Below are 23607 nucleotides of genomic sequence, written 5' to 3' on the forward strand. Positions count from 1 at the left end.
CGTTAACTAAGCCGCGCGATGCGCGGCGGTGCGGTTTGCGAAATTGGGCAGTTCTTAACCCCGATCCTGGTCCGATAGTCGCGCCGGCGGCTCAACCAGAAGTTCGTGCCGCCGTACCGAGGGGACTTGCAGATCAAGATGGGCGGTCGCGATCAGAACGATCAGGATCGGAGGCATATGAGCGGATGGTGGCGTGCCGCGCCGCTGCTCGGGCTCTATCGCCCTGCGCTCGTGGCGGTCGGCATCGGCCTGCTGTTCTCGATCGTGGGTGCCGCCGCCGTGGCGCGGTGGGAAGATCGCGTCAACCGGGGCGAGTTCGAGAACGCGGCCGAGACCCAGTCGATCGTCATGCAGAACGGCATGAACGAGTACATCTCGCGGCTCCTCGCGCTGCGCACGCTGTTCGAATCGACCAGCGACGAGGTCACTCGCAGCGAATTCGAGACCTTCAGCGCCCGCCTGTTCGAGCGCCATCCCGGCATGCTGCGCCTTGCCTGGTTGCCGCGCGTCAACAGCAAGGAGCGCGCCGAATACGAGGCCGCGGCGATCGCCGACGGCGTGTCCGGCTATCGGATCAAGTCGCTGCAGGGTGAGAGATTCGTCACCGCAACGCAGGGCGACGAATATTTTCCGGTGTTCTACTCGACTCAGCCGAAGACCTCGTCGGTCTACGGCATGGACTACGCGACCGTTCCGGAGCGCCGGGCGCTGCTGGAGCGTGCGCGCGACAACGATCGCGTCGCAGCCATTCGCACGCGCCTCTTCGAGCCGAAGCAGGGGGGCAGCCGGGTGCCCGACGTTCTCGTCGCCATTCCCGTCTACGCCAAGGGCACGTCGCGCGAGGAGATCGCGGACCGGCGCCGCAATCTCGCCGGCTTCGTGGTCGGCATCTTCGACCTGCCGCTGTTGATCCAGTCCATTCGCGTGACCACCGGAGCAAGCCCGGCGGTCAGCATGAACGTCTACCCGCCTTTCGCGGCGCAGGTCGCCAACGAAGAGGAAACGCTGCCGGATTACTCGTCGGCCGCCACCGCGCCGCGTTCGATGCAGGACATCGCGCAGGCCGTGCACTGGTCGGGCACTCTCAGGATCGGCGATACCGCCTGGCAGGTGCGGGCGGTTCCAACCGCCGGCGGTCCGCTGGCGACGACTTACGATCGCGCGGGCGCGGTGCTGATCGTCGGCATGCTGCTGACGATGTCGCTGTCGACCTATCTGATGCTCGCGAGCCGCAATTCGCGGCGGCTGTCGCAGGCGAACCGGCGGGTGCTCGAGCTTGCCCAGACCGACATACTCACCGGACTGCCGAACCGCGCCTTCTTCCTCACCCGGCTCGACGAGATGCACGGGCAATCCGGCGTGACGGGTCTGCCTTTCGCGATCCTGATGCTCGACCTCGACCGCTTCAAGAACGTCAACGACTCCCTCGGTCACGCAGCCGGCGATGCGCTGCTGCGCCAGGTGGCGCAGCGGTTGAAATCCGCGATGCGCGCGAACGACGTGCTGGCGCGGCTCGGCGGCGACGAATTCGCCATCATCCAGGAAGCCTGCGAGGACCAGCGCGCCTGCTCGACCGAGCTGGCGGCGCAGATCGCCAAGCTCGTGAGCGAACCTTTCCTGCTGCCGGGACACCGCGTCGAGATCGGCACCAGCATCGGCATCGCGATCTCGCCGGACCACGGCAGCGATCAGGAGCAGCTCCTGAAGAAAGCCGATCTCGCGCTCTATCGTTCGAAATCGGCGGGCCGCAACTGCTTCACCATCTACGACGAGGCGATGTCGGCCGAGCTGGAGGCCCGCAACACGCTGGAAGGAGATCTGCGCGACGCCATCGCACAGTGCCAGCTGGAGGTGCACTACCAGCCGTTCGTCGACGCCCTCAGCGGCGTACGGCGCGGCTTCGAGGCGCTGGTGCGCTGGCGGCATCCGACGCGCGGACTGATCCCGCCGGACCAGTTCATCTCGCTTGCGGAAGAGACCGGCCTGATCGTGCCGCTCGGTGAATTCGTGCTGCGGCGCGCCTGCGCTGACGCCGCCGGCTGGCCCTCCGATCTCATGGTCGCCGTCAACTTGTCGCCGATCCAGTTCAAGGAGGCCGAGCTGTTCGACATGATCTGCGCGGCGCTCGCCGATTCCGGCCTGCCGCCGCAGAGGCTGGAGATCGAGATCACGGAATCCGTGCTGCTGGAGCGCGCGGTCGAGAACCACGCCTTCATGGAGCGGCTGAAGAGCATCGGGATCGAGCTGGCGCTCGACGATTTCGGCACCGGCTATTCGTCGCTGAGCTACCTGACCGCGTTCCCGTTCGACAAGATCAAGATCGACAAGTCGTTCATCCGCAACCTCACGCATCAGCCGCGCAGCTCCGCCATCATCTCCGCGATCGTGACACTGGCGCGCGGGCTGGACATGTCGGTCACGGCCGAGGGCGTCGAGACGTGCGAGGAGTTCGAGCGGCTGAAGGTGCTCGGCGTCAATTTTGCGCAAGGCTATCTGTTGGGCAGGCCGCAACCGATCGAAGGGATCCAGTTCGACGAGCCGGCCAAGCCGTCGCGGCGCGACGCCGCCTGAACGCGGCTCGGCGAGGCGTGGACGGCCGGGACGAAAGCCCGGGTTGGACGGAAGCCCCGGCCTCGCCCGGCGGGCATTCGCGAAAAGCGCTTGACCAGAGCATCCTCGGATGATCCGAAGGAACGTCTAGGGATGAAACAAGCACAACATGCGGCTTCCGTTCTTCTACGGCTGGGTGGTGGTCGCCGTGACCTTCGTCACCATGGCCATCGGCGTCAACGCGCGTACCGCTTTCTCGCTGTTCTTTCCGCCCATCATCTCCGAGTTCGGCTGGGAGCGCGGCGTCACGGCGGGCGCCTTCTCCTTCGGCTTCGTGGTGTCGGGCGTGGTCAGCCCGCTGATCGGCCGCCTGATGGATCGCGCCGGTCCGCGCGCGGTGATGGAGCTCGGCGTCGTGCTGATGGGCGGCGGGCTGCTGCTGGCACCGCTGACCAGCGCGCCGTGGCATCTCTATGTCACCATCGGCGTCATGGTCGGTGCGGGCTCGGTGTGCCTCGGCTATTCCGGCCAGTCGCTGTTCCTGCCGAACTGGTTCATCCGCAAGCGCGGCTTCGCCATCGGCATCGCTTTCGCCGGCGTCGGCATCGGCTCGGTAACGCTGCTGCCATGGGTGCAGCACATGATCGAGCAGACCGGCTGGCGCACCGCCTGCACGGCGATGGGCCTGCTCATCCTGGTGGTGCTGGCGCCGATAAATCTGCTCTTGCACAAGCGCCCGCAGGACATCGGCCTTGAACCGGACGGCGACGCCGCCCCGATGCCGGGCGCGGCCCAACCGGTCTCCAACATCGTCGATCCCGTCTGGGTCGGGATCGACTGGACGCTCAAGCGGGCCGTCGCGACCGCGCGTTTCTGGTGGATAGCGCTCGGCTATTTCTGCGGCCTTTACATCTGGTACGCGGTGCAGGTGCATCAGACCAAGTTCCTGCTCGACATCGGCTTCAGCGCCAATGTTGCGGTGTGGGCACTCGGCATCGTCAGCCTGCTCGGAATTCCCGGCCAGATCCTGCTCGGCCATGTCTCTGACCGGATCGGGCGGGAATGGGTGTGGGCGATCAGCTGCGCGGGCTTTGCGATCTGTTTTGCGGCGCTGATGGCGCTGAAGTTCCAGCCGTCGCTGTGGCTGGTTTACCTGATGGTCCTCACGCAAGGCGCGCTCGGCTACGGTCTCACCTCGATCATGGGGGCGGTGGTGTTCGAGATCTTCCAGGGCAGGCACCAGGGCAGCATCTTCGGCACGATCATGCTGGCGGCGCTGGCCGGTGGTGCAGCAGGACCGTGGGTGACGGGCTTCCTCTATGATCGTGCCGGCGACTACACGCTTGCCTTTGCCATCGCGATCGTCATGAGCGGATTGTCGGCACTCTCGATCTGGCGGGCCGCGCCGCGCAATGTGCGGGCCGTCGCCGGCCGGCTGCACAAGCTCCCCGGCGGTATTGCGAGGTAGGTTCTCGCAAGCATCGCATTGTTCGTTTCTTCTTCGGGGAGCGTTAAGCATATCGCGTCTTGGCCTGGCGTCATGGCCCCGCAAGAACGTCTTGGACACCATCGGAGCGCTAGCGTCGGCTCAGTACCACTTCTTCCCGACGCCGTCCGGTTCCAACGATGTCTGCCTCCGATTGTCCCGCGACCGAAATGCCGGACGTGCTGCGCGCGGCACTCGCACGCGCCGAGGACGGCGTCGTCATCGTCGATGACGCGCATCGCATCACGCACTTCAACCCTGCCGCGGAGCGGATCTGGAAGCTCGCTGCCACCGAGGTGCTCGGCCGCAACGCCGCCGTTCTCACCCTCAAATGTCTCGAGGCCGGCGCGACCACGGAGTTCCGCGAGGAGATCAGTCTCGTGCGGCGCGACGGCAGCCGCATCAAGGCGCTGGTGTCGATGTCATCAACGACGATCGGCGGCGCGACCCATCGCATCGTGTTCGCACGCGACGTCACGCTTGATGCGGAGCGGCGCGTCAGGATCGGGCTTCTCCACGCCGTCGCCGACCAGACCAACCGCGCGGTGATCATCACCGACGTCCGGCAGAACATCGTCTACGTCAATTCGGCGTTCACGGCGCTGTTCGGCTATACCAGCGAGGAGGCCGCAGGTCGCAGCGCCGACGGGCTCGTTGCCGGTCGTCACACCGACCGCAAGGCCCTCGCGAAGCTTGTGAGGCGCCTGATGCGTGGCGGACATCGCGGCGAGGCCGAGCTGCTCGTCTACGACAAGGACGGCGAGGAGATCTGGGTCTCCGCCCGGATCGACACGTTCCGCGACAGCAAGGGCCGGGTCAAGCACATCTTCGCGCTGCTCGAGGATATCACCGAGACCAGGCAGTTGCGCTCGCTTCAGCAGCTCATCATGAGCGCGCTCGCCGACGAGGTGCCGATCGGCGAGATCGCCGACCGGCTGTGCCGCCGTGTCGAGGAGATCGCGCCCGACGCCGTCTGTTCGCTGCTGCACGTCGATGCCGCCGGCCTGATCCATCCGCTCGGCGGTCCCAGCCTGCCTGAAGACTATTCCCGCGCGCTGGACGGCATCGCGATCGGCCCCAATGTCGGCTCCTGCGGCACCGCGGCCTTCTACGGTACACCGGTCCTGGCGACCGATCTCGACACCGATCCGCGCTGGCAGCCCTACAAGGCGATGCCGCTCGCGATCGGCCTGCGTGCCTGCTGGTCGACCCCGGTCAAGGCCAAGGACGGCCGCGTCATCGCGACCTTCGCCTTCTACTATCGCGAGCCGCGCGCGCCGAGCAATTGGCACCGGCGCATCGTCGAGGCCTGCGTCAACCTCGGCGCCTTCGCGATCGAGCGCAAGGAGGCGCGCGCCGAGATCGCGCGGCTCGCCTATCACGACATCCTCACCGGCCTGCCCAATCGAGCCCAGTTGCGGCACCTGATCACCACGGCCATCGATGCCTGCCCGACCAGCAGCCATGTCGCGCTGGCCTTCCTCGACGTCGATCATTTCAAGGACGTCAACGATACGCTCGGGCACGCCGCCGGCGACGAGCTCCTGGTCCAGCTCGCGCAACGCCTGCGCGAGCATATCGGTCCCGGCGACATGCTGGGTCGGCTCGGCGGCGACGAGTTCGTCATCCTGCTGCCGCAACGCAACGTCGAGAGCGCCGAGCGCGTCGCGGCCGATATCGCCGAAGCGCTGGCGCGGCCGCTCCGGCTCGGGTCGAGGCTGATGCCGATGTCCGCCAGCATCGGCATCAGCCTCTACCCCGACCACGCCACCGATATCGACACCTTGATGCAGCAGGCGGACGCCGCCATGTACATGGCCAAGCAGGCCGGACGCTCGACTCATCGTATCTTCAGTGCCGAGATGAACGTGCTCGCCGAGCAGCGGCTTGCGCTGATCGCAGCGCTCCGCCGTGCCATTGCGGATGGCGCACTTAGTCTCAGCTACCAGCCGCAGATCCGCAGCTGCGACGGCGCGATCCATGGCGTCGAAGCGCTGGCGCGATGGCGCGATGCCGCGCTCGGCGAGGTCTCGCCGGCAAAGTTCATCCCGCTCGCCGAGGAATGCGGCCTCATCGAGCAGATCGGCCTGTGGTCTGTGCGCGAGGCCTGCCGGCAGATCGCGAGCTGGCGCCACGCCGGGCTCAACATTCCCTGCGTCTCGGTGAACCTGTCGCCGATCAATTTCCGCAACGTCGCGCTGGCGGCGAGGCTGAAGGACATCCTGGCCGAATACGATCTGCCGCCGGACGCGCTGATGCTGGAGATTACCGAAGGCGCGTTCATGCAGGACGGCGTCGCAGCGCTGGAGACGATGAACGCGATCCGCGAGCTCGGCGTCGGCCTCTCGGTGGACGATTTCGGCACCGGCTATTCCAGCCTCAGCCGGCTCGCGCATCTGCCGATCCGCGAATTGAAGATCGACCGCAGTTTCATGCGCGACATCGAGAAAGACGCGGGCGCGCTCGCGATCGCCACCGCGGTGGTCCGCGTCGGCCAGGGCCTCGGCATCACCGTGGTCGCCGAGGGCGTCGAGACCGAGGGGCAGCGCAAGACGCTCGCCGAGCTCGGCTGCGACATCGTCCAAGGGTTCCTCTATACCCCCGCGTTGCCCCCTGTCGCCTTCGAGCGCTGGCTGATCGACCACTGCGCCGAGCAGGCGAGGGCAATGCTGCGGCGGCTTGATATCGTGCCCGCGGGCGAGGCTGCGGTGAAGCGGTCGGCGTAGCTGCCTTTGAGCGAAATTTCCGGTCGATTGGAACGCATCAAGCATCAGCGGTTTGGTCTTCGACGTCTCCCAGAAGGGGCGCCAGCCCTTGTCCTGCCTGCAAACCGCATGAGCCCAACGACACGACGGCAAAACGGCGCCACTGCCCGAGCGGCAGGCTTTCGACCTTCGCCAGCGCAGTTCGAGGCCATCACGGCATGGATGGCTTGTCAGAGCGACGAGCCCAGCCTGTCCGAGGCGATAAGTCGCCTGGTGGAATCGGGGCTTGCGTCGCACGCCGGTCCGGATCTCCAGAAGCACCGCGCGCGCAAGATGGCCGGCGATGCGATCGATCGCATGGGCGACACGACGACGACGGCGGAGGACAGGGCAATCCGCAAGCGGGATCTGCTCGATGGACCCAAGGAGTTCGATCGCGTACGAATTGATCGGTCCAGGTGCGGCAAGCCGATTCGAGAATGGGCTGGGCACCAGGACGTCGCCGACACCGAAGCAATTCGAGCCACCAGCGATATGGAGGACAAGCAATGAGACGGTATTCCCAATCGCATGCGGCGACGGAGGCGAACAGTCTCTTCAAGCAGACCGTGACGAAGCCCGCGACCGACTACGAGAAGGCGGAACAGACCTTTCACGCCAATCGCGAACGGCTCAAGGCTGAACGGTTGGCGAGGGAGGCTGAACGACGCAGCCAGTCCGAGAGGACGACTTGAGTGTCGCTGTTCTACCTTGACATCCGGGATGGTGAATCCTCGGAAAGCCGCCGCGCACACTTTTCCCAATGATGCTTCAGAGCATCGGCAGCACGACAATCCCGTCTTCGAGCTCCCCTGAAGCAAGGCGCGCCCGCGCCATACGCTCGAACTCCGTTCGGTGCTTCTGCAGATAGCTGAAGGCCTGCTTCTGGGTGTTGAATGTCGTGGCAAGCCGGCACAGCTGGCGATTTGCGCCGGATGCGAGGAAGAAGGTGATGGTTCCGTGGTCTGGTTTGATTCTCGGCACGATCTGCACTCTCCGGCAATGAGATCGGCACTTCAAGTCTGGCCGGCGGCGTTGAAGTCGACTATCGCGCCGGCTTCCTTGAACGCCTCTTCAGCGTAGGCGCCGGCAAAGCTGTTCGGAGCGCGTCGTCAGCCGCTTCCTTGGCCTCGCGCACCTCTCGAAGCCGCGCCATGTTCTTGCGAACCTCGATGGCTTGTCTTTCGACGTCTGCCAATGCCCGGGCTCCCTCTTCAGCGGCGAGGCGCTTGCGATCGGAACGCGCAATGCTTTCGGGTGACGGCTCTGCCGATTTCTTGGTGCTCATCGTTCACCCGGATCCGCAACAGCCAAACCCGCTCAATCCCGGGATTGAGCGGGCGAAGCAACCGTTTCAGTACATCCGTGAAACGGCGCCACGATATCAAGCCAGCGAGAGGTTCTCAGCGCTGACTTTGCCTCGCATCTTGTCGGTCTTGATCTCGAAATTGACTTTTTGGCCCTCGCCGAGACCAGCAAGACCAGCTCGTTCAACCGCGCTGATGTGAACGAACACATCGTTGCCGCCATCGTTCGGCTGGATGAAACCGAAGCCCTTTTGGCCATTGAACCACTTGACTGTACCTGTCGTCATTCTCTTCTCCAAAGCGCGCAAGCGCATCCCGCGCGACAATCACGCAGCTATCTTCAACTTCGTCGATGTCTTTGGAAAAGGAGCCCGCGGGCGCATTCAACAAGGCACAGCGGCTAATCGAACGACGTACAATATACACGGCTTTCACGATTTTGCAAGGAGCGCAGCCAGTTTGTTTTCTGGGAGCCGGTTCTTCTGTTCCGATCGAGGCGTTTTGCGTGTGTCCGTCGACCTGCAGGCAGGACGTTATCGATTGACAGCGCTGCGCGACAGTGGTCACGTTGACGTCACCAAGGTGCTCGCCGTGACAGGCAGATCGGCTCGTCCGAAGCCGCGACGATGTCGCCATCACCATCCTCAAAAATTCGTAATGAAGCTCCTGCGCAATTGGCTGCCCTGCAGGACGTGTCGCATTCGCAGCCCGGGCCAGGAGGATCAAATTGCACGTACTCGTCAGAGACAACAACGTTGAGCAGGCACTCCGCGTTCTCAAGAAGAAGATGCAGCGCGAGGGCGTCTTCCGCGAAATGAAGCAGCGCCGTTCCTACGAAAAGCCGTCCGAGAGAAAGACCCGCGAGAAATCCGAGGCCATTCGCCGCGCCCGCAAGCTCGCCCGGAAGCAGGCGATCAGGGAGGGATTGCTGCCCGCGCCACCGAAGAAGAAACCCTTCGAGCGCAAGCCGCCCCTGCCGGAGATCAAAGCAAGGCCAGAGTAGAAGCGATTGATTCCGGATATCATGACGGCGCGTCACCGCTGACGCCGCAGAAGGGCCGGGCCTGGCTGTCCCGGCTGTTGTCTTCCCTATGGCCTGAAATCGATGCCTCGAAGCACGATGCCCGGCGGCGTGCCTTCGAACTCGGTGGCGCGATATTTGCTCTCGGCGCATGCTTCGATGCGATCGCGTAGACGGGCGAATTGGGCTTCCCGCTGCTCGGGCTTGACGTGTGCGCCGTGCTCGAGATCATCCATCGCTGAGGTCGAGATCGCGCAAGGAATCTCCCGGGCGCCGTCATGCATCGAGAACCGGACGATCATCCGGTCGTATTCGTGGTCGATAAAGCGGCCGCTGGTCAGTGTCATGGCTCACTCCGTTACGTATTGGTGTCCTTGCGAGTTCGCGCCCTCCAATCATTGATCGGTACCGCGCGCCCGCTTCCCGGCTCCCGCCGAGCATGCACGTGTCGAGAATGCAGGTGGCCCTCGCTCAGCCCTCTTCGGACAGCCGGGCGAAATCGTCGAACAGCGCCGAGACGAGCGCGCGGTGGCGCGTGTCCTCGGCCGGCAGGCCCGCAGCATAGAGGTTGAGCAGATGGCGCGCCTTCATCGAGGCTTCCTGCCAGGACGCAGCGGGCACTGTCATCATGCGGTGTTCGAGGTCGGCCTCGCGCTCGCGCAGCTCTCTGACATGGGCCTCGACCTCCGCCAGCGCGCGGCGCAGGTCGGTGGCCTTTTGCGCGGCCATGCCACGGCGCTTGTCGAGATCGACCGGCTGGTCAGTCATTGGCGATGCTCGCGTCTGCAGCTTGAGCATTCGCAAGATCGACGGAGCCGATCGACAGCACCTCCATGGCGCCGCCCGCACCTTCGGCGGGCACGGTGATCATCGTGGCGACCCGGCGATAGGCGGCGAAGGTCAGGCCTTCGATCGTCTCCTCGTCGGTGACGACCTCATAGGCGCCGGCCGGCAAGATGCGCTCGATGCCGCGGATGTGGAACGGATGCCTGAAGGTGACGGTCTCTCGCCGCGAGCGGATGGTCATGCGCACGCCTGCCTTTCGCAAGTGAAGCCCCAACCGGTGCCGGCTGCTGCGAGCATGCGCCTTCGGCACGGCAATAGCCAGCACTATCGTGTCCGTACGGGCAAACGGTCACGTCGCGGTGCGACGACAACAGGCACTTAACGCTCGCTATTGGTTCGGCGCGGGCGTAGGCTCGCTGCCATCACCGCGCGTCTCGACGGCTTCGACCGGTGACTGTGGGCACGTGTGCTCCCGCCGAAGGCTGCGCTGGAGCGTTCGATGTCGGGTGATCGCATTTCGGAATCGATCGTGCCGCCGGTGATCGTTCCGCTGTTTCTTCTGCTTCTCGTGTGCGGAGCCGCGGTCCTCAATGGCTAGGACAATACGCGTGCCGTATCTGGTCTGTGGAACCAACGAATACGGCAGCTCCAATCTCGGCCGGGGAACTGCGGCGGTCGCGCTACGCCTTGCGGAAAAACTGCTGCGCGAGGGCTACATGGACGTCAGGGTCTGTACCCCGCGCGGCCGGGTCCTGCAGCCGAGTGAATTCGACGAACTCAAACCAGCAAAGGAGAGCGACATGGCAAAGGGCCAACAACGCGGCAACCGCGAAGCCAAGAAACCGAAGAAGGACAAAGCCAAGGTGATCGCCGCGGCGCCGTCCCGCAAGGAAGCCGCCTGGCAGCCGGATTTCGGACCTGCGAAGAAGAAGTAGCGAGGGGGCCGCATTTGAGCGCGACAAACATGCCGCGCGGCGATTGAAGGCGCTGATGCGACGCCGATCCGTCCGACGCCGCAACCGTGATCGCGCGCAAGAAGTGTCGGCCGGCATCGATCGGCCGGTCACGGATGCTCCAAGCAGGCGCACGCTATCACAAATGCACGATGGGCGGACGACGAGTTGTCGAGGCACTGAACGGAGATCGCGCGAGAGGCATCAGAATCCGTTGAAATCTCATATGAAAACCTCTTGTGAACGACAGCTGCGGCGAGCAGTCACACGGCTAGCGTTCCAACGCGCAAATCTGGACCGTCGGTTGCCAATGTCGGATAATTGCGTGGACCTGGTGTGGCGCCTCCGTTCCCCAGGCTCCTCGCATTGTTGAGACACACGCCATGGCACAGGCGCACGCCTTCGCGCAGAAATTCGAACGGTTCTTGCATTTGAAGGATGCGCCGCCAACGCTGGTCACGCGTTCGCTGCGCAGCGCCGAGCTCGCCGTCACCGAGACGCGGGATGACCATCCGATTCCGCGCCTCTCCGAGTCGATGCCCTCGGAGGACGCCTATCTCGTCAGCCTCAAATTCCGCGATTTCGCAGGTTGTGAGTGCTGGGAGCGCGGCCGATGCGTGATCAAGCGCGATATCCGCGCCGGCGCCACTTATCTGTACGACCTGAAGCGTGATCCGCGCTACGTGATCGACAAGCCCTTCCATTCTCTGTTCTTCCATCTGCCCCGTTCGGCGTTGGACGACATGGCGAGGCAAAGCGGCGCGCCGCGGATCGGTGAGCTCGCCTATCAGCCCGGCGTCGGCCACGACGATATGACGATCCGTCATCTCGGCGCGTCGTTCCTGGCGGCGTTGCGGCAGCCCGAAGAGGCCAACCGGCTCTTCATCGACCACATGATGCTCGCGCTCACCGCACATGTTGCGACGACCTATGGCGGATTGCGGCGCGCCGCCGAGCCGGCGCGCGGCGGCCTCGCCCCCTGGCAGGTGAAGCGGGCTTGTGAAAGGCTGGAGTCCGATCTCCGCGGAAAGCTTTCGCTGGAGAAGATCGCAGCCGAGTTCGATCTCTCGGCCAGTCATTTTTCGCGCGCGTTTCGCGTCTCGACCGGCCTGCCGCCGCACCAATGGCTGCTGCGCCAGCGCGTGGACACGGCCAAGCAATTGATGACGGTGCGCGACCTGTCGCTGGCGGAGATCGCGATATCGGCCGGGTTCGCCAATCAAAGCCACTTCACCCGGGTGTTTTCCTCGGTGGTCGGCGTCAGCCCGGGACTGTGGCGCCGTGAGGCGCAGGGCGTGCCGGACGGCGAAGCGTGATCCCTCCGTTCAGCGGCGCTCGGTCTGGGAGAGGGCATAGGCGTCGCGCCGCGCCGCAAATATCTCGTCCGGCGGATGGCCGATGCCTTCGGCAAGATTGGCTGGATTGAACCCGGACGCATCGCACGTTTCGTTTGATTCAGTGCGCGTTATCACGATCGTTCCGAGGCGCACCGCTTCGCGTCCATCCTCGTCGGGCCAACGGATGGTCACGTCCATGACGGGATCGCCGGGACGGTCCAGCAGCGCCATCACGCTGAACCTGACATCGCGCGCCGCGATCCGGGAGTCGAGATCGCGCAGCAAGCCGGTGGACTTGGCTGTGGTGGCGTGCTCGCTCGGCCAGCGTTCGTCGCCGACCGGCGCGACCTTGAACTTGATGAACCGTGTCTCACCCCTCGCGTTCGTTGCGGGAAAGGCGTGCACGCCCCAATAGGTCGTGCAGGCGAGGCTTGCCGGCGGCGGATTCGCGGCAAGGTAGCTTGCCTGACGCAGCGTCTCGGGATTGGCGGCGGAGAATGCCTCGACCCGGGCCATGTCCGGCGTGCCGTCCGGTCCCGGCATGCGCGCCTGCAGGAAGGCCAGCATCTGGTCGAGCGTTCCGGCGAAATGAACCGGGACGCTCTGGGTGACGATATCGGAGAGCTGATTGCCGCTACCAAGCCGAAAGCTGAGACCGCGCAGCGAGCACCCGTCGATGTCGACCGCGTTCGCGGAGACGCCGTCCGCCGAGAAACGCGCCAGCACCCGGGAGGGCATGGTGAAGCTGCGGGACTTGGTGATCTCCTTGGCCTGATCCGAGGGGGCGTAGGTGCCGCGAACGCATCGGCCCCAGCAAAAGCTCGCCCGTGCCTTTGGCGGACGACCGGCAACCGCCCTCAGGACATCGACAACGGACATCGGTGTGGCTGCGCCGTTCGGGAGCTGAGTCAGAACGGAACCTTTGGATTCGAGCGATGGGCTTGTTTGTGGCGCAGGGTTCGCCGAAAAATCTTTCCCAAAGCCGACATGCCTTGTCCGATCCTGCGACGAATCCCGCAACTCGCTGGCTCGGGACCAGCCGCTCGCTCGCGACACGGCTAGGGCATGTCCTCAACAAGCGATGGCCGCCTGATGTACGGTCTGCTGCCTACAGTGGCCGAAGAGCGAATGGTCTCGCAGGCCGCGGATGGGCCAGTAGCGGGACCTGCCGCAGATGGCCGCTACAAACCTAATCGGCGACCGCTGCTTCCTGAAAGTCCCCTTGCTTTTCGCCCGTGTCGGAGCGACGGGATATTCGGTACCGGCCAGGCGATACGCCGTGATGTCGATGGAATAGCTTCGAAAACGCCGCCGCTGTCTCGTAGCCAACTCTGCTGGCAATTCGCGCGATGGGCTCATCGCTGGCTTCAAGCAGGAACGCCGCCTCCGCCATGCGGCGTTCGACCACATAACGGTGCATGGGCTGGCCGACGAGCTTGGTGAAGCGCGCCGAAAACACCGAGCGGCCGAGCCCCACGCGGTGGCCAAGGTCGCTCAGGGTCCAGGGCTTCTCCGGGTTTTCGTGGATCAGCTTGAGCGCCGGTCCGATATGTGGGTCAGATATGGCACCGAGCCAGCCGCCTTGTCCGGGACTAAGAGACGCGATCCAACTTCGGAGCACCTCGACAAAGAGCACCTCCGTCAGTCGCGACAGCGCGACGCGTTGACCGGGACGCTCAAGCGCGGACTCGCTGACCATGCGGCGCAGGATCGCTTCAAGCCAACCTCCGTCTGCCGTCGGCTTCAGCAGGAGCACGGGCGGCAGTAGCTCCAGCACACTGCCAAACAGGGGCCGTGACACCGTGAAATTGCCGCAGATCATCGTCGAGAGTGGCTTTGCTCGGCTGCCGTGACGGATGACGCCAAACCGCGACGACGCTCGATCGATATCTATGATCCGCAGAGGCTTGGCCCGGCGATCGGAATAAAAGGCATGGGGCTCGCCGCGTGTGATGACGACGAAATCGCCCTCGCTCATCTGGATTTCCGGACCCTCGCCGAGCGCCAGGGTCGCAGAGCCCTCGCTGAGATAGTGAAACAAGGCGTAGGGGCGGGCCGGCAACTCCAGATTCCAGGGATGTCCGAGTTCGAAGTGAAAGAGCAGCGTGCCGCCGAGGCGAACACGATCGAGCACTTGGGCCAGGATGTCCATGTCGCCAAAGTTAGACCAGTGGACGATCCGACACAACATCCGGACGATTGATCTCTATCGTCCGAACTGTCCGCGAACTAGGTCATGCCGCGGGCCGACGTCACGTACGGCAACCATCTTGCCGATGGCAGACGGAAGAACCGCGGCCTTGCTGGAAACGCCTGTCCATTCCGCCGGACCGAGTTCGTCCGACATGCCAACAGGAATTATCAATGCGAAACATCCTCCTCTCAGCCGCCACCGCACTCCTGGCCGGAACGACGTTGGTCGGCTCCGTTCATTCCGCTGAACTACCCAAGGGAGCAGCCCACAACATCGTGCTCGTGCACGGCGCTTTCGTGGACCAGACGAGCTGGCAGCCCGTTGCCAATATTCTCACGAAGAAGGGCTACAACGTTACGCTCGTCGAAAATCCGCTCACCTCCCTTGCCGCTGACGTCGATGCCACGAAACAGGCGCTGGCGAAGCAGGACGGCAAAACCGTTCTCGTCGGCCATTCCTGGGGCGGCGTGGTTATCACGCAAGCCGGTAACGATCCCAAGGTATCGGCGCTGGTCTATGTTTCGGCCTTCGCGCCGGAGGTAGGCGAATCCCTGGCGTCGCTGGCAAAAGCTGGCCCGCCGACCGAAGGCAGCAAGGCGATCCATCCTGATGCGAAGGGTAATTTGTACATCGATCCCAAGGTGTTTCCGTCAGCCGTCGCGGCCGACCTTCCTCCGGAAATCGCTGAGCACCTCGCCAACTCGCAGCTTCCGTTGAATCACGTTGCGTACGAAGCCCCGGTCGACATTGCGGCCTGGCATGACAAGCCGACGTTCTATGTCATCAGCACGAAGGACAAAGTCCTCGCGCCGGAAGCGCAGAAGTCGTTCGCAACCAGGATCAAGGCTCAGACGACGGAAGTCGCCGGTAGCCATGCCTCGCTCGTCGTCCATGCGAAGCAAGTCGCTGAGGCAATCGAAAAGGCCGCACTCGCGAAGTAACGGTAGCGCTCCCGGTCCTTTCGCGCCGGGAGCGCGCCCGCTCGACTATTTCATTGCCAAACATCCGGAGGATGAGATGACTCAACTCAACATCGCGAGCCAGGACGCCGCCACGCTCGAAACGGCACCGACCCGTTACGTCGAAGGCCACGGAATCCGCTTCGCCTATCGTCGCCTCGGCCCCGCGACCGGAACGCCGCTGGTGCTCCTGCAGCACTTTTCGGGCAACATTGACGCGTGGGATCCCGCCGTCGTCAACGGTCTTGCCGCCGATCGCCCCGTCATCGCATTCGACAATGCTGGGGTCGGTCGCTCGACCGGCCAAACGCCTGACAATATCGCAGCGATGGCGAGGGATGCATTCGCCTTCATCAATCTCCTCGGCCTTTCCGAGGTCGACCTGCTGGGCTTTTCTCTCGGCGGCTGCATCGCCCAACAGATCGCAGCTGAGCACGAAAGGTTGGTCCGGAAACTCATCCTCGTCGGCACCGCGCCACGAGGCGGAGAGGAACACCTGTTATCGGTTCTGCAGGAGGCGTTTTCCCAAACCGATGCACCGGACCCCCGTCTGCCGCTGTTCTTCACGAAGTCGTCCGCCAGCCGGTCGTCAGGCTTGGCCTTCCTGAAGCGGACGAAGTTGCGTAAGGACGATCGGGACACCGATAACGGCAACGCGGTTACCGACCCGCAGGCCAAGGCTCTGATCGCCTGGTGCGCCACACCTGATCCCGAGCACGCCATTCTACGCGCCATCCGCCAGCCCGCTCTTGTGGTCAGCGGCAGCCACGACACCATGCTGCCCGCGAACAACGCCTACGCAATGTTCAAGGAACTCGGCAACGCTCAGTTGGTCCTCTATCCCGATTCAGGGCACGGCGCCCTGTTTCAGTATCCCGACATGTTCGTCAGCCACGTCCGGACCTTCCTGGAATCACATCCCGCGGCTGCATGATCTCGCGGCGTTCCGACGCACCATCGGACGCACGTTATCAATGAGAGTCGCTACGGAGGACAAAATGACAATCGTTAGAGTCGAGGTTGAACGTTTCAGCCTCACGAGCGCAAAACCATTCGAGGCTGTTGTCGCGACCCTCAAGTCCGCGATCGGTCAACCTGACATGGTCAACTTCTTCAAAGAGACGAGGGCGACAAACTCCTTTCCGGATCTTGAGCGCGTTGTACAACGCGACCTCGGCCGAACGGACCTTATGCTCTTCGCGGAATTCGACTTGGGCGACATTCTGCGTCGCGAAACTGGATCCAGGACACCCAAGATCAAACGGTTCGTCGTCGGCAATCCACTCATCATGAAAGAGATGGTCAAGCACGTGCCCGATGCCGGATCTTATGCTCCAGTCACAGTACTCATCGATGAGCGTCCCGATGGCGTGCACGTCTCCTATGACAAAATGGAGAGTTATCTACTGCATTATGGCAGCTCGGAAGCACTTGCCGTCGCCCGAGATCTCGATACGAAAATCACAACCTTGCTACGCGAGTGTGCAGGCTAAAGCGCTCTGATGAAATCTTCGGCCGATAGAGTGGGTCACTCATATCAATCGCGGACCGCGATAGGCGTTGTCATGACACGAGCCAGACGTCGAAAGAGAAATTCCTCCATGTACAAGACACTTGTTGTCACAGCCTCGGTTCTTTCCGCCGGGACTGTCGCGTCTGAATCCGCTGTCAGGAAAGAGCCGCTGGATGCTACGACCCTTGGCGCGATCAAATCGAAGTTCGGCAGGCTGATGGAATTGGCCAACAAGCACGATTTCAAGGCTCTCCATGAGATGTTCTGGCAATCGCCCTCCACACTACTGGTAGCTAAGAGCGCGATCCAGTCTGAGGGGAACTGGGCCGGCTTCTGGGGCAACGAGGCGATTGATCAGAAGCTTCACGATATCGGCAGCTCCGGTCCGGTCGTGCTCGAGCCGGATTATTCCAAGCTCAAGGTTGTCGGCCTGACCCGCGATGTCGCCGAGTCCTACGTGCCGATGCATATCACGGTCTCTTATGCGGGGCAGGACGGAACAGCCAAGCCGTTTCTGATGATCATCAATTGGCTTCGCGTCGAGAAAGATTGGAAGATCGCTTCCGAAATCATTCTGCCGGTGCCGCCCGTACCGGCCGCGAAGGACTAGGCGCAAGGCTTCGACTGTTCGGCGCCGACGCCTCTGGCGGCAGGTCCGCTCGGGGTCAATCGAGTGGGTTTGGCCCGGTCAAAGTGGCGTCCGGTTTTGCCTGCGCATCCATCCGATCGGTCTCCGACTACGGGTCAACCTAACCGACCGCGAGGTCGGGGAGTTCCTGTATTCGTATTTTGGATGGCCCGTGGAGCCGGTCGGTCACGACGAAGCCCGATCAGGGCTCGACGCGGACCACTTTGACGTGGTCCGACGCCAATCCCGTCCTGCGCCTGAGATCCGTGATCGCGCGCAGGAAACTGTCGGCCGGCGTCGTCTCCGGATCGATCAGCCGGTGCAGGCGAAAGCCGTCTTCCAGCGCGAGCACGACGGAGGCCATCCATGGCGGGTTCAGATTGTCGTTGCGCCCGTTGCTCTTCAATGTCGCCTCGACGATGTCGGCGACCAGCTTGCGCCGCGCGCGCAGGCGCTTGGCAAGTTCCGGGCGGCGCTTCTCGGCGCGTGCGACGAACAGGATCATCTCCATGTGGAGGAGGGGCGAGCGGCCGAGCGGATCCTGCCGGCTGCGGTCCATTGTCTTCAGCGCCGCGATGAAATCGTCGAGATTGTCGTGCTGCGCGAGGATGTCCATGTTGCGCCGGATCGACTGCTCGACATGATCCTCGAGCATGGCGATGATCAATTCGTCCTTGCTCTTGAAGTTCGAATAGAACGCCCCGCGGCTAAAGCCCGCCGCCGCCGCGATCGCCTCGATGCTGGCGCCGCCGATGCCGTCCTGTTCGAACACGCGCGCGGCCGCCTCGAACAGCCTGTCGCGCGTGTCGTCCCTGGTCGGTCTCGTTCTCACCCTTGACATCGGCACAGGTTAGGGCAGACTGCAACTCGATACAACAATGTATCGAGTTCGATAATTCAGGGATGGTTACGCTGCGCATGAGGGGCTGCCCGGCGTATTCGATTCATGCGGCAACCGGTCTGAGGTCACCATGAACGAGCACGTGCAAGGCGCCGGCGGCGTACCGCTGTTCAACCCGCTCTCGCCGGACTTCATCCGCGATCCCTATCCGCATTACGACCGGCTGCGCAGGCTCGATCCGATCCACGTGACGCCGTTCGGCCAGTTCGTCACCAGCCGCCATGCCGACGTCAGCCTCGTGATGCGCGACAAGCGTTTCGGCAAGGATTTCGTCGAGCGTACCACGCGCCGCTACGGTCCCGAGATCATGAACGAGCCGGTGTTTCGCAGCATGAGCTACTGGATGCTGCAGGCCGATCCGCCGGACCACACCCGCCTGCGCGGCCTCGTCGTGAAGGCCTTCACCGCCCGCCGGGTCGAGGACATGCGGCCGCGGATTCAACAGATCGTCGATGAGGCCATCGACGCCGTGATCGATCGCGGCCACATGGACCTGATCGAGGATTTCGCCTTCCGCCTGCCCGTCACCATCATCTGCGACATGCTCGGCATCCCCGAGGAGCACCGCGAAGTCTTCTACAAGAGCTCGCGCGACGGCGGGCGGCTGCTCGATCCCGTGCCCTTGTCTGAGGAGGAGATCAAACAGGGCAACGCCGGCAACCTGATGGCGCAGATGTATTTCCAGCAGCTGTTCGAACTGCGCCGCCGCACTCCCGGGGATGATCTGATCACCCAGCTGGTGCAGGCCGAGGAGGACGGCAACAAGCTCACCAACGAGGAACTGACCGCCAACATCATCCTCCTGTTCGGCGCAGGCCACGAGACCACGGTCAACCTGATCGGCAACGGCCTGCTCGCGCTCCACCGCAATCCGGATCAGCTTGCGCTGCTCAAGGCGCGGCCGGAGCTGATGGAGGGCGCGATCGAGGAATTCCTGCGCTACGATTCCTCGGTGCAGATGACCGGGCGCGTCGCGCTGGAGGATGTCGACCTCGGCGGCGTGACGATTCCCAGGGGCGAGAGCGTGCTGTGCCTGCTCGGCTCGGCCAACCGGGATCCCGCGGTCTATCCCGATCGGCCCGACCGGCTGGACGTCACCCGGGCGAACGTCAAGCCGCTGTCGTTCGGTGGCGGCATCCATTTCTGCCTGGGTGCCCAGCTGGCGCGCATCGAGGCCGAGATCGCCATCGCCACGCTCCTGCGGCGGCTGCCCGACTTGCGCATCGACGACGTCGAAAATCCGGAATGGCGGCCGACCTTCGTGCTGCGTGGCTTGAAGCGGTTGCCGGCGAGCTGGTGAGGCCTGCCGGCGTTAACCTCCGCGCGCAACAGTCGCTGTGACTTCGCCACACTTCCCTCTATATAAGGGGCTGTTCCGGCGCGCCTGAGGCCCTCAGGTTCGGCCCGGGCCGGTTTGGCCGAGGGGAGACCCGTGCAGACGACGCTGCTCGGATTGGCGATTGCCTTCATTATTGCGCTGCTGGCCGCGCTGATCGGGCCTTACTACGTCGACTGGAACCAGTTCAGGCCCCAGTTCGAGGCGGAGGCTGGCAAGATCATCGGCGTGCCGGTGCGGGTCGCGGGCGAGCTCGACGCGCGGCTGCTGCCGGCGCCGACCCTGCGGCTGCGCGGCGTCACCTTCGGCGGCAACAACGATCTCGGCCGCCTGCGCGCCGACAAGCTCGACGTCGAGTTCAGCCTCGGCTCCCTGATGCGCGGCGAATGGCGCGCCACCGAGCTCACTGTGGGCGGCATGGCGCTGGATCTCGCCTTGGACACGCGCGGGCGGGTCGATCTGCCCTCGATCGCGAGCGGCGCCTTCGATCTGGCGTCCCTCGCCATCGAACGCCTCAATCTCACCGGCCGCATCGCCTTGCACGACGCCGCCAGCCGCTCGACGCTGGAATTGAGCGACATCGCCTTCTCCGGCGACGTGCGCTCGCTCGCGGGCTCGGTGCGGGGCGATGGCAGTTTCAGCGCCGCCGGGGTGCGCTACCCGTTCCGCGTCTCCTCCGGCCCGAGCGCCGACGGCAGCGCGACCCGTCTCCACCTCAACATCGATCCCGGCGAGCGCCCCATCCTAGCCGATCTCGAAGGCGTGCTCGCCTTCGACAACCGCCAGCCGAAATTCGACGGCGCGCTGACGCTCGCCGTGCCCGCGACCAAGAAGGCAGGCGAGGCGGGGCCAACGCCCTGGAAGCTCGCGACCAGGCTCAAGGCCGATCCGGCCGGCGCGAAATTCGAGCAGATCGACGCCAGCTTCGGCACGGAGGACAGCGCGCTGAAGCTTGGCGGCGTCGGTGATCTCAGGTTCGGCGCCTCGCCGCTGCTCCGCGCGGTGCTGTCGGCGCGGCAGGTCGATGCCGACAGGCTGACGGGCAAGGACGATGCCGATCCGCAGCGCGTCCTGCCGGCGCTGCGGGCGGGCCTTGCGGCGATCCCGCAGACGCCGATCCCGGCACAGATCGAATTCAATGCCGACCAGATCATGCTCGGTGGCCGCCCGCTGCAGAACATCGCGGCCGCGCTTCAGACCGACGGCAGGTCATGGACCTTCCAGCGGCTCGAATTGCGTGCGCCCGGCACGACGCAGCTTTCGCTCAACGGCGCGACCCCCGGCGCGGACAGCTTCAGCGGCCGTCTGCGCATCGAATCGTCCGATCCGGACACGCTGGTGGCCTGGCTTCAGGGCCGCAGCGAGGTCAACCGGCGCAGCACGCGGCCGCTGCGCCTCGCCGGTGACGTGACCATCGCCGCCAATCACCTCGCCATCGACAGGCTGAAGGCCGACATCGACGGCGGCGCGGTGGAGGGCCGCATCGCCTTCGTGCAGACAGGCGCGAGCAAGGGCTCGCGGATCGACGCGGAGCTCAAGGCCGACCGGCTCGACCTCGATGCCGCCGCGAGTTTTGTCCGCGCGCTCGCGGGACCGCAGGGCGAGTGGCCGGAAGAGGCGAAGCTCTCACTGGATATCGGCCGCGCGATCTCCGCCGGCCAGGAGCTGCGGCCGTTCGCAGCCAGGCTCGCCTACAGTCCCGCATCGCTGTCACTGGAGCAGTTGCGCTTCGGCCAGGCCAGCGGCCTCACCACGGAGGCGAGCGGCAGCTTCGACCGCACCAAGGCCACCGGCAAGCTCGCGGTGAAATCCTCGGCCAGTTCGCTGCGCGAGCTCACCGCGCTGATCGAGCCGTTTGCGCCCGCGGTGCGCGCGCGCTTCGATGCGTTGCCGTCATCGCCCGGCGCGGCCCGCCTCAAGCTCGATCTCAGCCTCGACAGCAACACCGAGCATGCCGATCGCAGCAATGCCCGGATCGTGCTCGACCTCGACGCGCCGCAGCTCAAGGCGACCACGACCCTGGTGGCGCAGACGCCGGCGGCGGCCATCGGAGGAATCGACCTCGAAAGGTTGCGCAACAGCGACTTCACCCTGGACACGAAGGGTTCGGCATCGCAGGCTGGCGCGCTGCTGGCGCTGCTCGGGCTCGATCGCGTCGTGGCCGCGGGCGAGGGCGCCTCCCAATTCGAAGGCCGCTTGAGCGGCGCCTGGCGCCGACCGCTGCAATTGAACGCGAAGCTCAACGGCGGCGGGCTCGATGCGGATGCGCAAGGCAGCGTCGAACTGTCCGAGCCCAAATCGTCCGAACCCAAGGCGAGCGTGAACCTGCGCGTGCGCAACGTCAATCTGGCGCCGCTGCTCGGCACCGGCCCGGCCGACAAATCGGCGCAGAATGTCAGCCTGTCTTCCCGCCTCACGCTGTCAGGCAATCGCCTGACCTTCGACGATCTCGACGGCAATGCAGCAGGCTCGCATCTGCGCGGGCATCTTTCGATGATGCTCGATCAGGAGAAGAGCGTCGACGGCGAGGTCGGCCTCGACTCGCTCGATCTTGCGCCGGCGCTCGCGATCGCGATCGGCGCGGCCGGACATGAGTCCGGCGAGCCGTTCAGTCCGGGGCTCGTCGGCGGCTGGCGTGGCCGCATCGCCTTCCAGGCCTTGCGCGGAACGTTGCCGGGCGGCATCGAGCTGCGCCCCTTCGGCGGCACGATCCGGAGCGACGGGCAGTCGCTCGCGCTCGATGCGCTCAAGGGCGGCGTCGGTGGCGGCGAGATGTCCGCGAGCCTCGACGCGCGCAACGGCGCGAATGGTCTTGCGCTGAACGCGCGCATCGAGCTCGGCAATGTCGATGCGGCGACGCTGCGCTATCGCGACCTCGCGCTGTCCAAGGGGCGCGCCTCGGTGCAGATGGCGCTGACCAGCCAGGGCCGCAGCGTCGCGGCTTTGACCGGTGCGCTCGCCGGCAACGGCACGGTGACGCTCGAATCCGCGGAAATCAGCGGCCTCAATCCGCGTGCGTTCGAGATCGCGATCCGCGCCAGCGACGGCGGCCAGGTCGCCGACGACAACCGTCTGCGGCAGCTCGTCGAGCCCGCGCTGTCGGCCGCTCCCATTACGATCGCCTCGGCACAGATCCCGTTCACGATCCGCGACGGCCGGCTGCGCGTCGGCGCGACGTCGCTGGAGGCCAAGAACGCCCGCGCCATCGTTTCCGGCGGCTACGACATTCCCGCCGACCAGGCCGACATCCGCGCCAGCCTGACGCCGATCATGACCGGCCTCTCCGGCGCCCCGCCGGAGATCCAGCTGTTCGCGGCAGGGCCCCCCGACAAGCTGAGCCGCACCATCGACCTCACGCCGCTGTCGTCATGGCTTGCGGTGCGCACGATCGATCGCGAGACGCGTCGGTTAGACGCCATCGAACGCGGCGAGCCGCCGCCGGCCACCGCTGCGCTGCCGACGCTGGTGTCTCCGGATGCAGCGCCTGAGCAGGCGCCGGCCCATGTGCCCCTGCCGGGTCAGGACCCGCGCCGCATGCCGGCAAGGCCCAAGGCGGAGTCGAGGCCCGCGCCGACGCCGCGGGCGCCGCAGGCGGCTCCCGCCGCGCCAAGCCCCCCACTCACAAGCCCCCCACTCACAAGCCCGCCGCTCGCAAGCCAGCAGGCCGCACCGCTGCCGCCGCCGATCGAGGTGAAGCCGGCTCCGGGCCCGCCGCCCGCCAAGCCCAGGCCGAAGCCGCCGCTGGTGCTGACGCCGCAGAATCCGTAGCGCGCTTTTGGTTTGCCCGGACCGAGCCGCGGGCTCGCTCACCTCTCCGCTTGCGGGAGAGGTCGCGCCGAAGGCGCGGGTGAGGGCTTTCTCCTCTAGCGGAAAGTCCCATTGCGGACACACC

Annotated in this window: 23 protein-coding genes; 14 read left to right on the forward strand and 9 right to left on the reverse strand. The window is 64.9% G+C overall.

The window, feature by feature from the left end:
• Positions 1 to 177 precede the first annotated feature (177 nt).
• The 5 genes from XH96_RS10340 (at position 178) to XH96_RS10360 (ending at position 7475) form a co-directional block, all read left to right on the forward strand.
• A complete protein-coding gene (locus XH96_RS10340; protein ID WP_246790033.1) occupies positions 178 to 2571 on the forward strand; it encodes an EAL domain-containing protein in 2394 nt (797 codons plus the stop codon).
• A gap of 148 nt (positions 2572 to 2719) precedes the next feature.
• Positions 2720 to 4018 (forward strand): MFS transporter, encoded by a 1299-nt coding sequence (locus XH96_RS10345; RefSeq protein ID WP_194392403.1) that lies wholly within the window; start codon positions 2720 to 2722, stop codon positions 4016 to 4018.
• A gap of 158 nt (positions 4019 to 4176) precedes the next feature.
• On the forward strand, positions 4177 to 6762 hold the full coding sequence (locus tag XH96_RS10350) for an EAL domain-containing protein (RefSeq protein WP_194392404.1): 2586 nt from the start codon (positions 4177 to 4179) through the stop codon (positions 6760 to 6762).
• Between the two features lie 108 nt (positions 6763 to 6870).
• Positions 6871 to 7293, forward strand: a complete 423-nt coding sequence (locus XH96_RS10355; protein ID WP_194392405.1) for a hypothetical protein — start codon at positions 6871 to 6873, stop codon at positions 7291 to 7293.
• Complete coding sequence (locus XH96_RS10360; protein WP_194392406.1) at positions 7290 to 7475, forward strand: hypothetical protein; 186 nt, start codon at positions 7290 to 7292, stop codon at positions 7473 to 7475. Before XH96_RS10355 ends, XH96_RS10360 begins: the two co-directional genes overlap by 4 nt.
• 76 nt (positions 7476 to 7551) lie before the next feature.
• On the opposite strand, the gene XH96_RS10365 is transcribed toward XH96_RS10360, so the two are convergent.
• The 3 genes from XH96_RS10365 to XH96_RS10370 all read right to left on the reverse strand — a co-directional run bounded on the left by XH96_RS10365 (position 7552) and on the right by XH96_RS10370 (position 8374).
• Entirely contained in the window at positions 7552 to 7773 is a 222-nt protein-coding gene (locus tag XH96_RS10365; protein WP_028181636.1) for a hypothetical protein, read from the reverse strand.
• 52 nt (positions 7774 to 7825) lie between these two features.
• Complete coding sequence (locus XH96_RS39085; RefSeq protein WP_246790035.1) at positions 7826 to 8068, reverse strand: transcriptional regulator; 243 nt, start codon at positions 8066 to 8068, stop codon at positions 7826 to 7828.
• 96 nt (positions 8069 to 8164) lie between these two features.
• The gene (locus XH96_RS10370; protein WP_194392407.1) at positions 8165 to 8374 is read right to left on the reverse strand and encodes a cold-shock protein; all 210 of its coding nucleotides are present in this window, start codon (positions 8372 to 8374) and stop codon (positions 8165 to 8167) included.
• Between the two features lie 440 nt (positions 8375 to 8814).
• On the opposite strand from XH96_RS10370, the gene rpsU reads away from it, so the two are divergent.
• Positions 8815 to 9090 (forward strand): 30S ribosomal protein S21, encoded by a 276-nt coding sequence (gene rpsU, locus XH96_RS10375; protein WP_025038058.1) that lies wholly within the window; start codon positions 8815 to 8817, stop codon positions 9088 to 9090.
• A gap of 86 nt (positions 9091 to 9176) precedes the next feature.
• Here rpsU and XH96_RS10380 read toward each other — a convergent pair whose 3' ends face one another.
• From XH96_RS10380 to XH96_RS10390, 3 genes are all read right to left on the reverse strand, one after another.
• Positions 9177 to 9455, reverse strand: a complete 279-nt coding sequence (locus tag XH96_RS10380) for a DUF1488 domain-containing protein (RefSeq protein WP_035700406.1) — start codon at positions 9453 to 9455, stop codon at positions 9177 to 9179.
• Positions 9456 to 9579: 124 nt separating this feature from the next.
• Complete coding sequence (locus XH96_RS10385) at positions 9580 to 9876, reverse strand: hypothetical protein (RefSeq protein ID WP_194392408.1); 297 nt, start codon at positions 9874 to 9876, stop codon at positions 9580 to 9582.
• Complete coding sequence (locus XH96_RS10390; protein ID WP_194392409.1) at positions 9869 to 10135, reverse strand: hypothetical protein; 267 nt, start codon at positions 10133 to 10135, stop codon at positions 9869 to 9871. The genes XH96_RS10385 and XH96_RS10390 overlap by 8 nt, the downstream gene beginning before the upstream one ends.
• A 349-nt stretch (positions 10136 to 10484) precedes the next feature.
• On the opposite strand from XH96_RS10390, the gene XH96_RS10395 reads away from it, so the two are divergent.
• Positions 10485 to 10829 carry a hypothetical protein gene (locus XH96_RS10395; RefSeq protein ID WP_194394432.1) on the forward strand — a complete coding sequence of 115 codons (345 nt, stop codon included), beginning with the start codon at positions 10485 to 10487 and terminating at the stop codon, positions 10827 to 10829.
• 401 nt (positions 10830 to 11230) lie between these two features.
• Entirely contained in the window at positions 11231 to 12163 is a 933-nt protein-coding gene (locus XH96_RS10400; RefSeq protein WP_194392410.1) for a helix-turn-helix domain-containing protein, read from the forward strand.
• A gap of 9 nt (positions 12164 to 12172) precedes the next feature.
• On the opposite strand, the gene XH96_RS10405 is transcribed toward XH96_RS10400, so the two are convergent.
• Positions 12173 to 13096 carry a catalase gene (locus XH96_RS10405; protein ID WP_194394092.1) on the reverse strand — a complete coding sequence of 308 codons (924 nt, stop codon included), beginning with the start codon at positions 13094 to 13096 and terminating at the stop codon, positions 12173 to 12175.
• A 277-nt stretch (positions 13097 to 13373) separates the two neighbouring features.
• Complete coding sequence (locus XH96_RS10410; RefSeq protein WP_194392411.1) at positions 13374 to 14336, reverse strand: AraC family transcriptional regulator; 963 nt, start codon at positions 14334 to 14336, stop codon at positions 13374 to 13376.
• Between the two features lie 212 nt (positions 14337 to 14548).
• On the opposite strand from XH96_RS10410, the gene XH96_RS10415 reads away from it, so the two are divergent.
• The 4 genes from XH96_RS10415 to XH96_RS10430 all read left to right on the forward strand — a co-directional run bounded on the left by XH96_RS10415 (position 14549) and on the right by XH96_RS10430 (position 17460).
• On the forward strand, positions 14549 to 15319 hold the full coding sequence (locus XH96_RS10415; protein ID WP_194392412.1) for an alpha/beta hydrolase: 771 nt from the start codon (positions 14549 to 14551) through the stop codon (positions 15317 to 15319).
• A gap of 76 nt (positions 15320 to 15395) precedes the next feature.
• Complete coding sequence (locus XH96_RS10420) at positions 15396 to 16271, forward strand: alpha/beta fold hydrolase (RefSeq protein ID WP_194392413.1); 876 nt, start codon at positions 15396 to 15398, stop codon at positions 16269 to 16271.
• A 64-nt stretch (positions 16272 to 16335) separates the two neighbouring features.
• A complete protein-coding gene (locus XH96_RS10425; RefSeq protein WP_194392414.1) occupies positions 16336 to 16830 on the forward strand; it encodes a DUF302 domain-containing protein in 495 nt (164 codons plus the stop codon).
• Between the two features lie 108 nt (positions 16831 to 16938).
• Positions 16939 to 17460 carry a hypothetical protein gene (locus XH96_RS10430; RefSeq protein WP_194392415.1) on the forward strand — a complete coding sequence of 174 codons (522 nt, stop codon included), beginning with the start codon at positions 16939 to 16941 and terminating at the stop codon, positions 17458 to 17460.
• 220 nt (positions 17461 to 17680) lie between these two features.
• Here XH96_RS10430 and XH96_RS10435 read toward each other — a convergent pair whose 3' ends face one another.
• The gene (locus tag XH96_RS10435; protein ID WP_194392416.1) at positions 17681 to 18319 is read right to left on the reverse strand and encodes a TetR/AcrR family transcriptional regulator; all 639 of its coding nucleotides are present in this window, start codon (positions 18317 to 18319) and stop codon (positions 17681 to 17683) included.
• Positions 18320 to 18449: 130 nt separating this feature from the next.
• Here XH96_RS10435 and XH96_RS10440 point away from each other — a divergent pair, with 130 nt between their 5' ends.
• Both XH96_RS10440 and XH96_RS10445 read left to right on the forward strand, forming a co-directional pair.
• The gene (locus XH96_RS10440; protein ID WP_194392417.1) at positions 18450 to 19679 is read left to right on the forward strand and encodes a cytochrome P450; all 1230 of its coding nucleotides are present in this window, start codon (positions 18450 to 18452) and stop codon (positions 19677 to 19679) included.
• Positions 19680 to 19811: 132 nt separating this feature from the next.
• Positions 19812 to 23483 (forward strand): AsmA-like C-terminal region-containing protein, encoded by a 3672-nt coding sequence (locus tag XH96_RS10445; protein ID WP_194392418.1) that lies wholly within the window; start codon positions 19812 to 19814, stop codon positions 23481 to 23483.
• Positions 23484 to 23607 lie beyond the last annotated feature (124 nt).

Source organism: Bradyrhizobium sp. CCBAU 51765 (assembly GCF_015291725.1).
Taxonomy (GTDB): domain Bacteria; phylum Pseudomonadota; class Alphaproteobacteria; order Rhizobiales; family Xanthobacteraceae; genus Bradyrhizobium; species Bradyrhizobium liaoningense.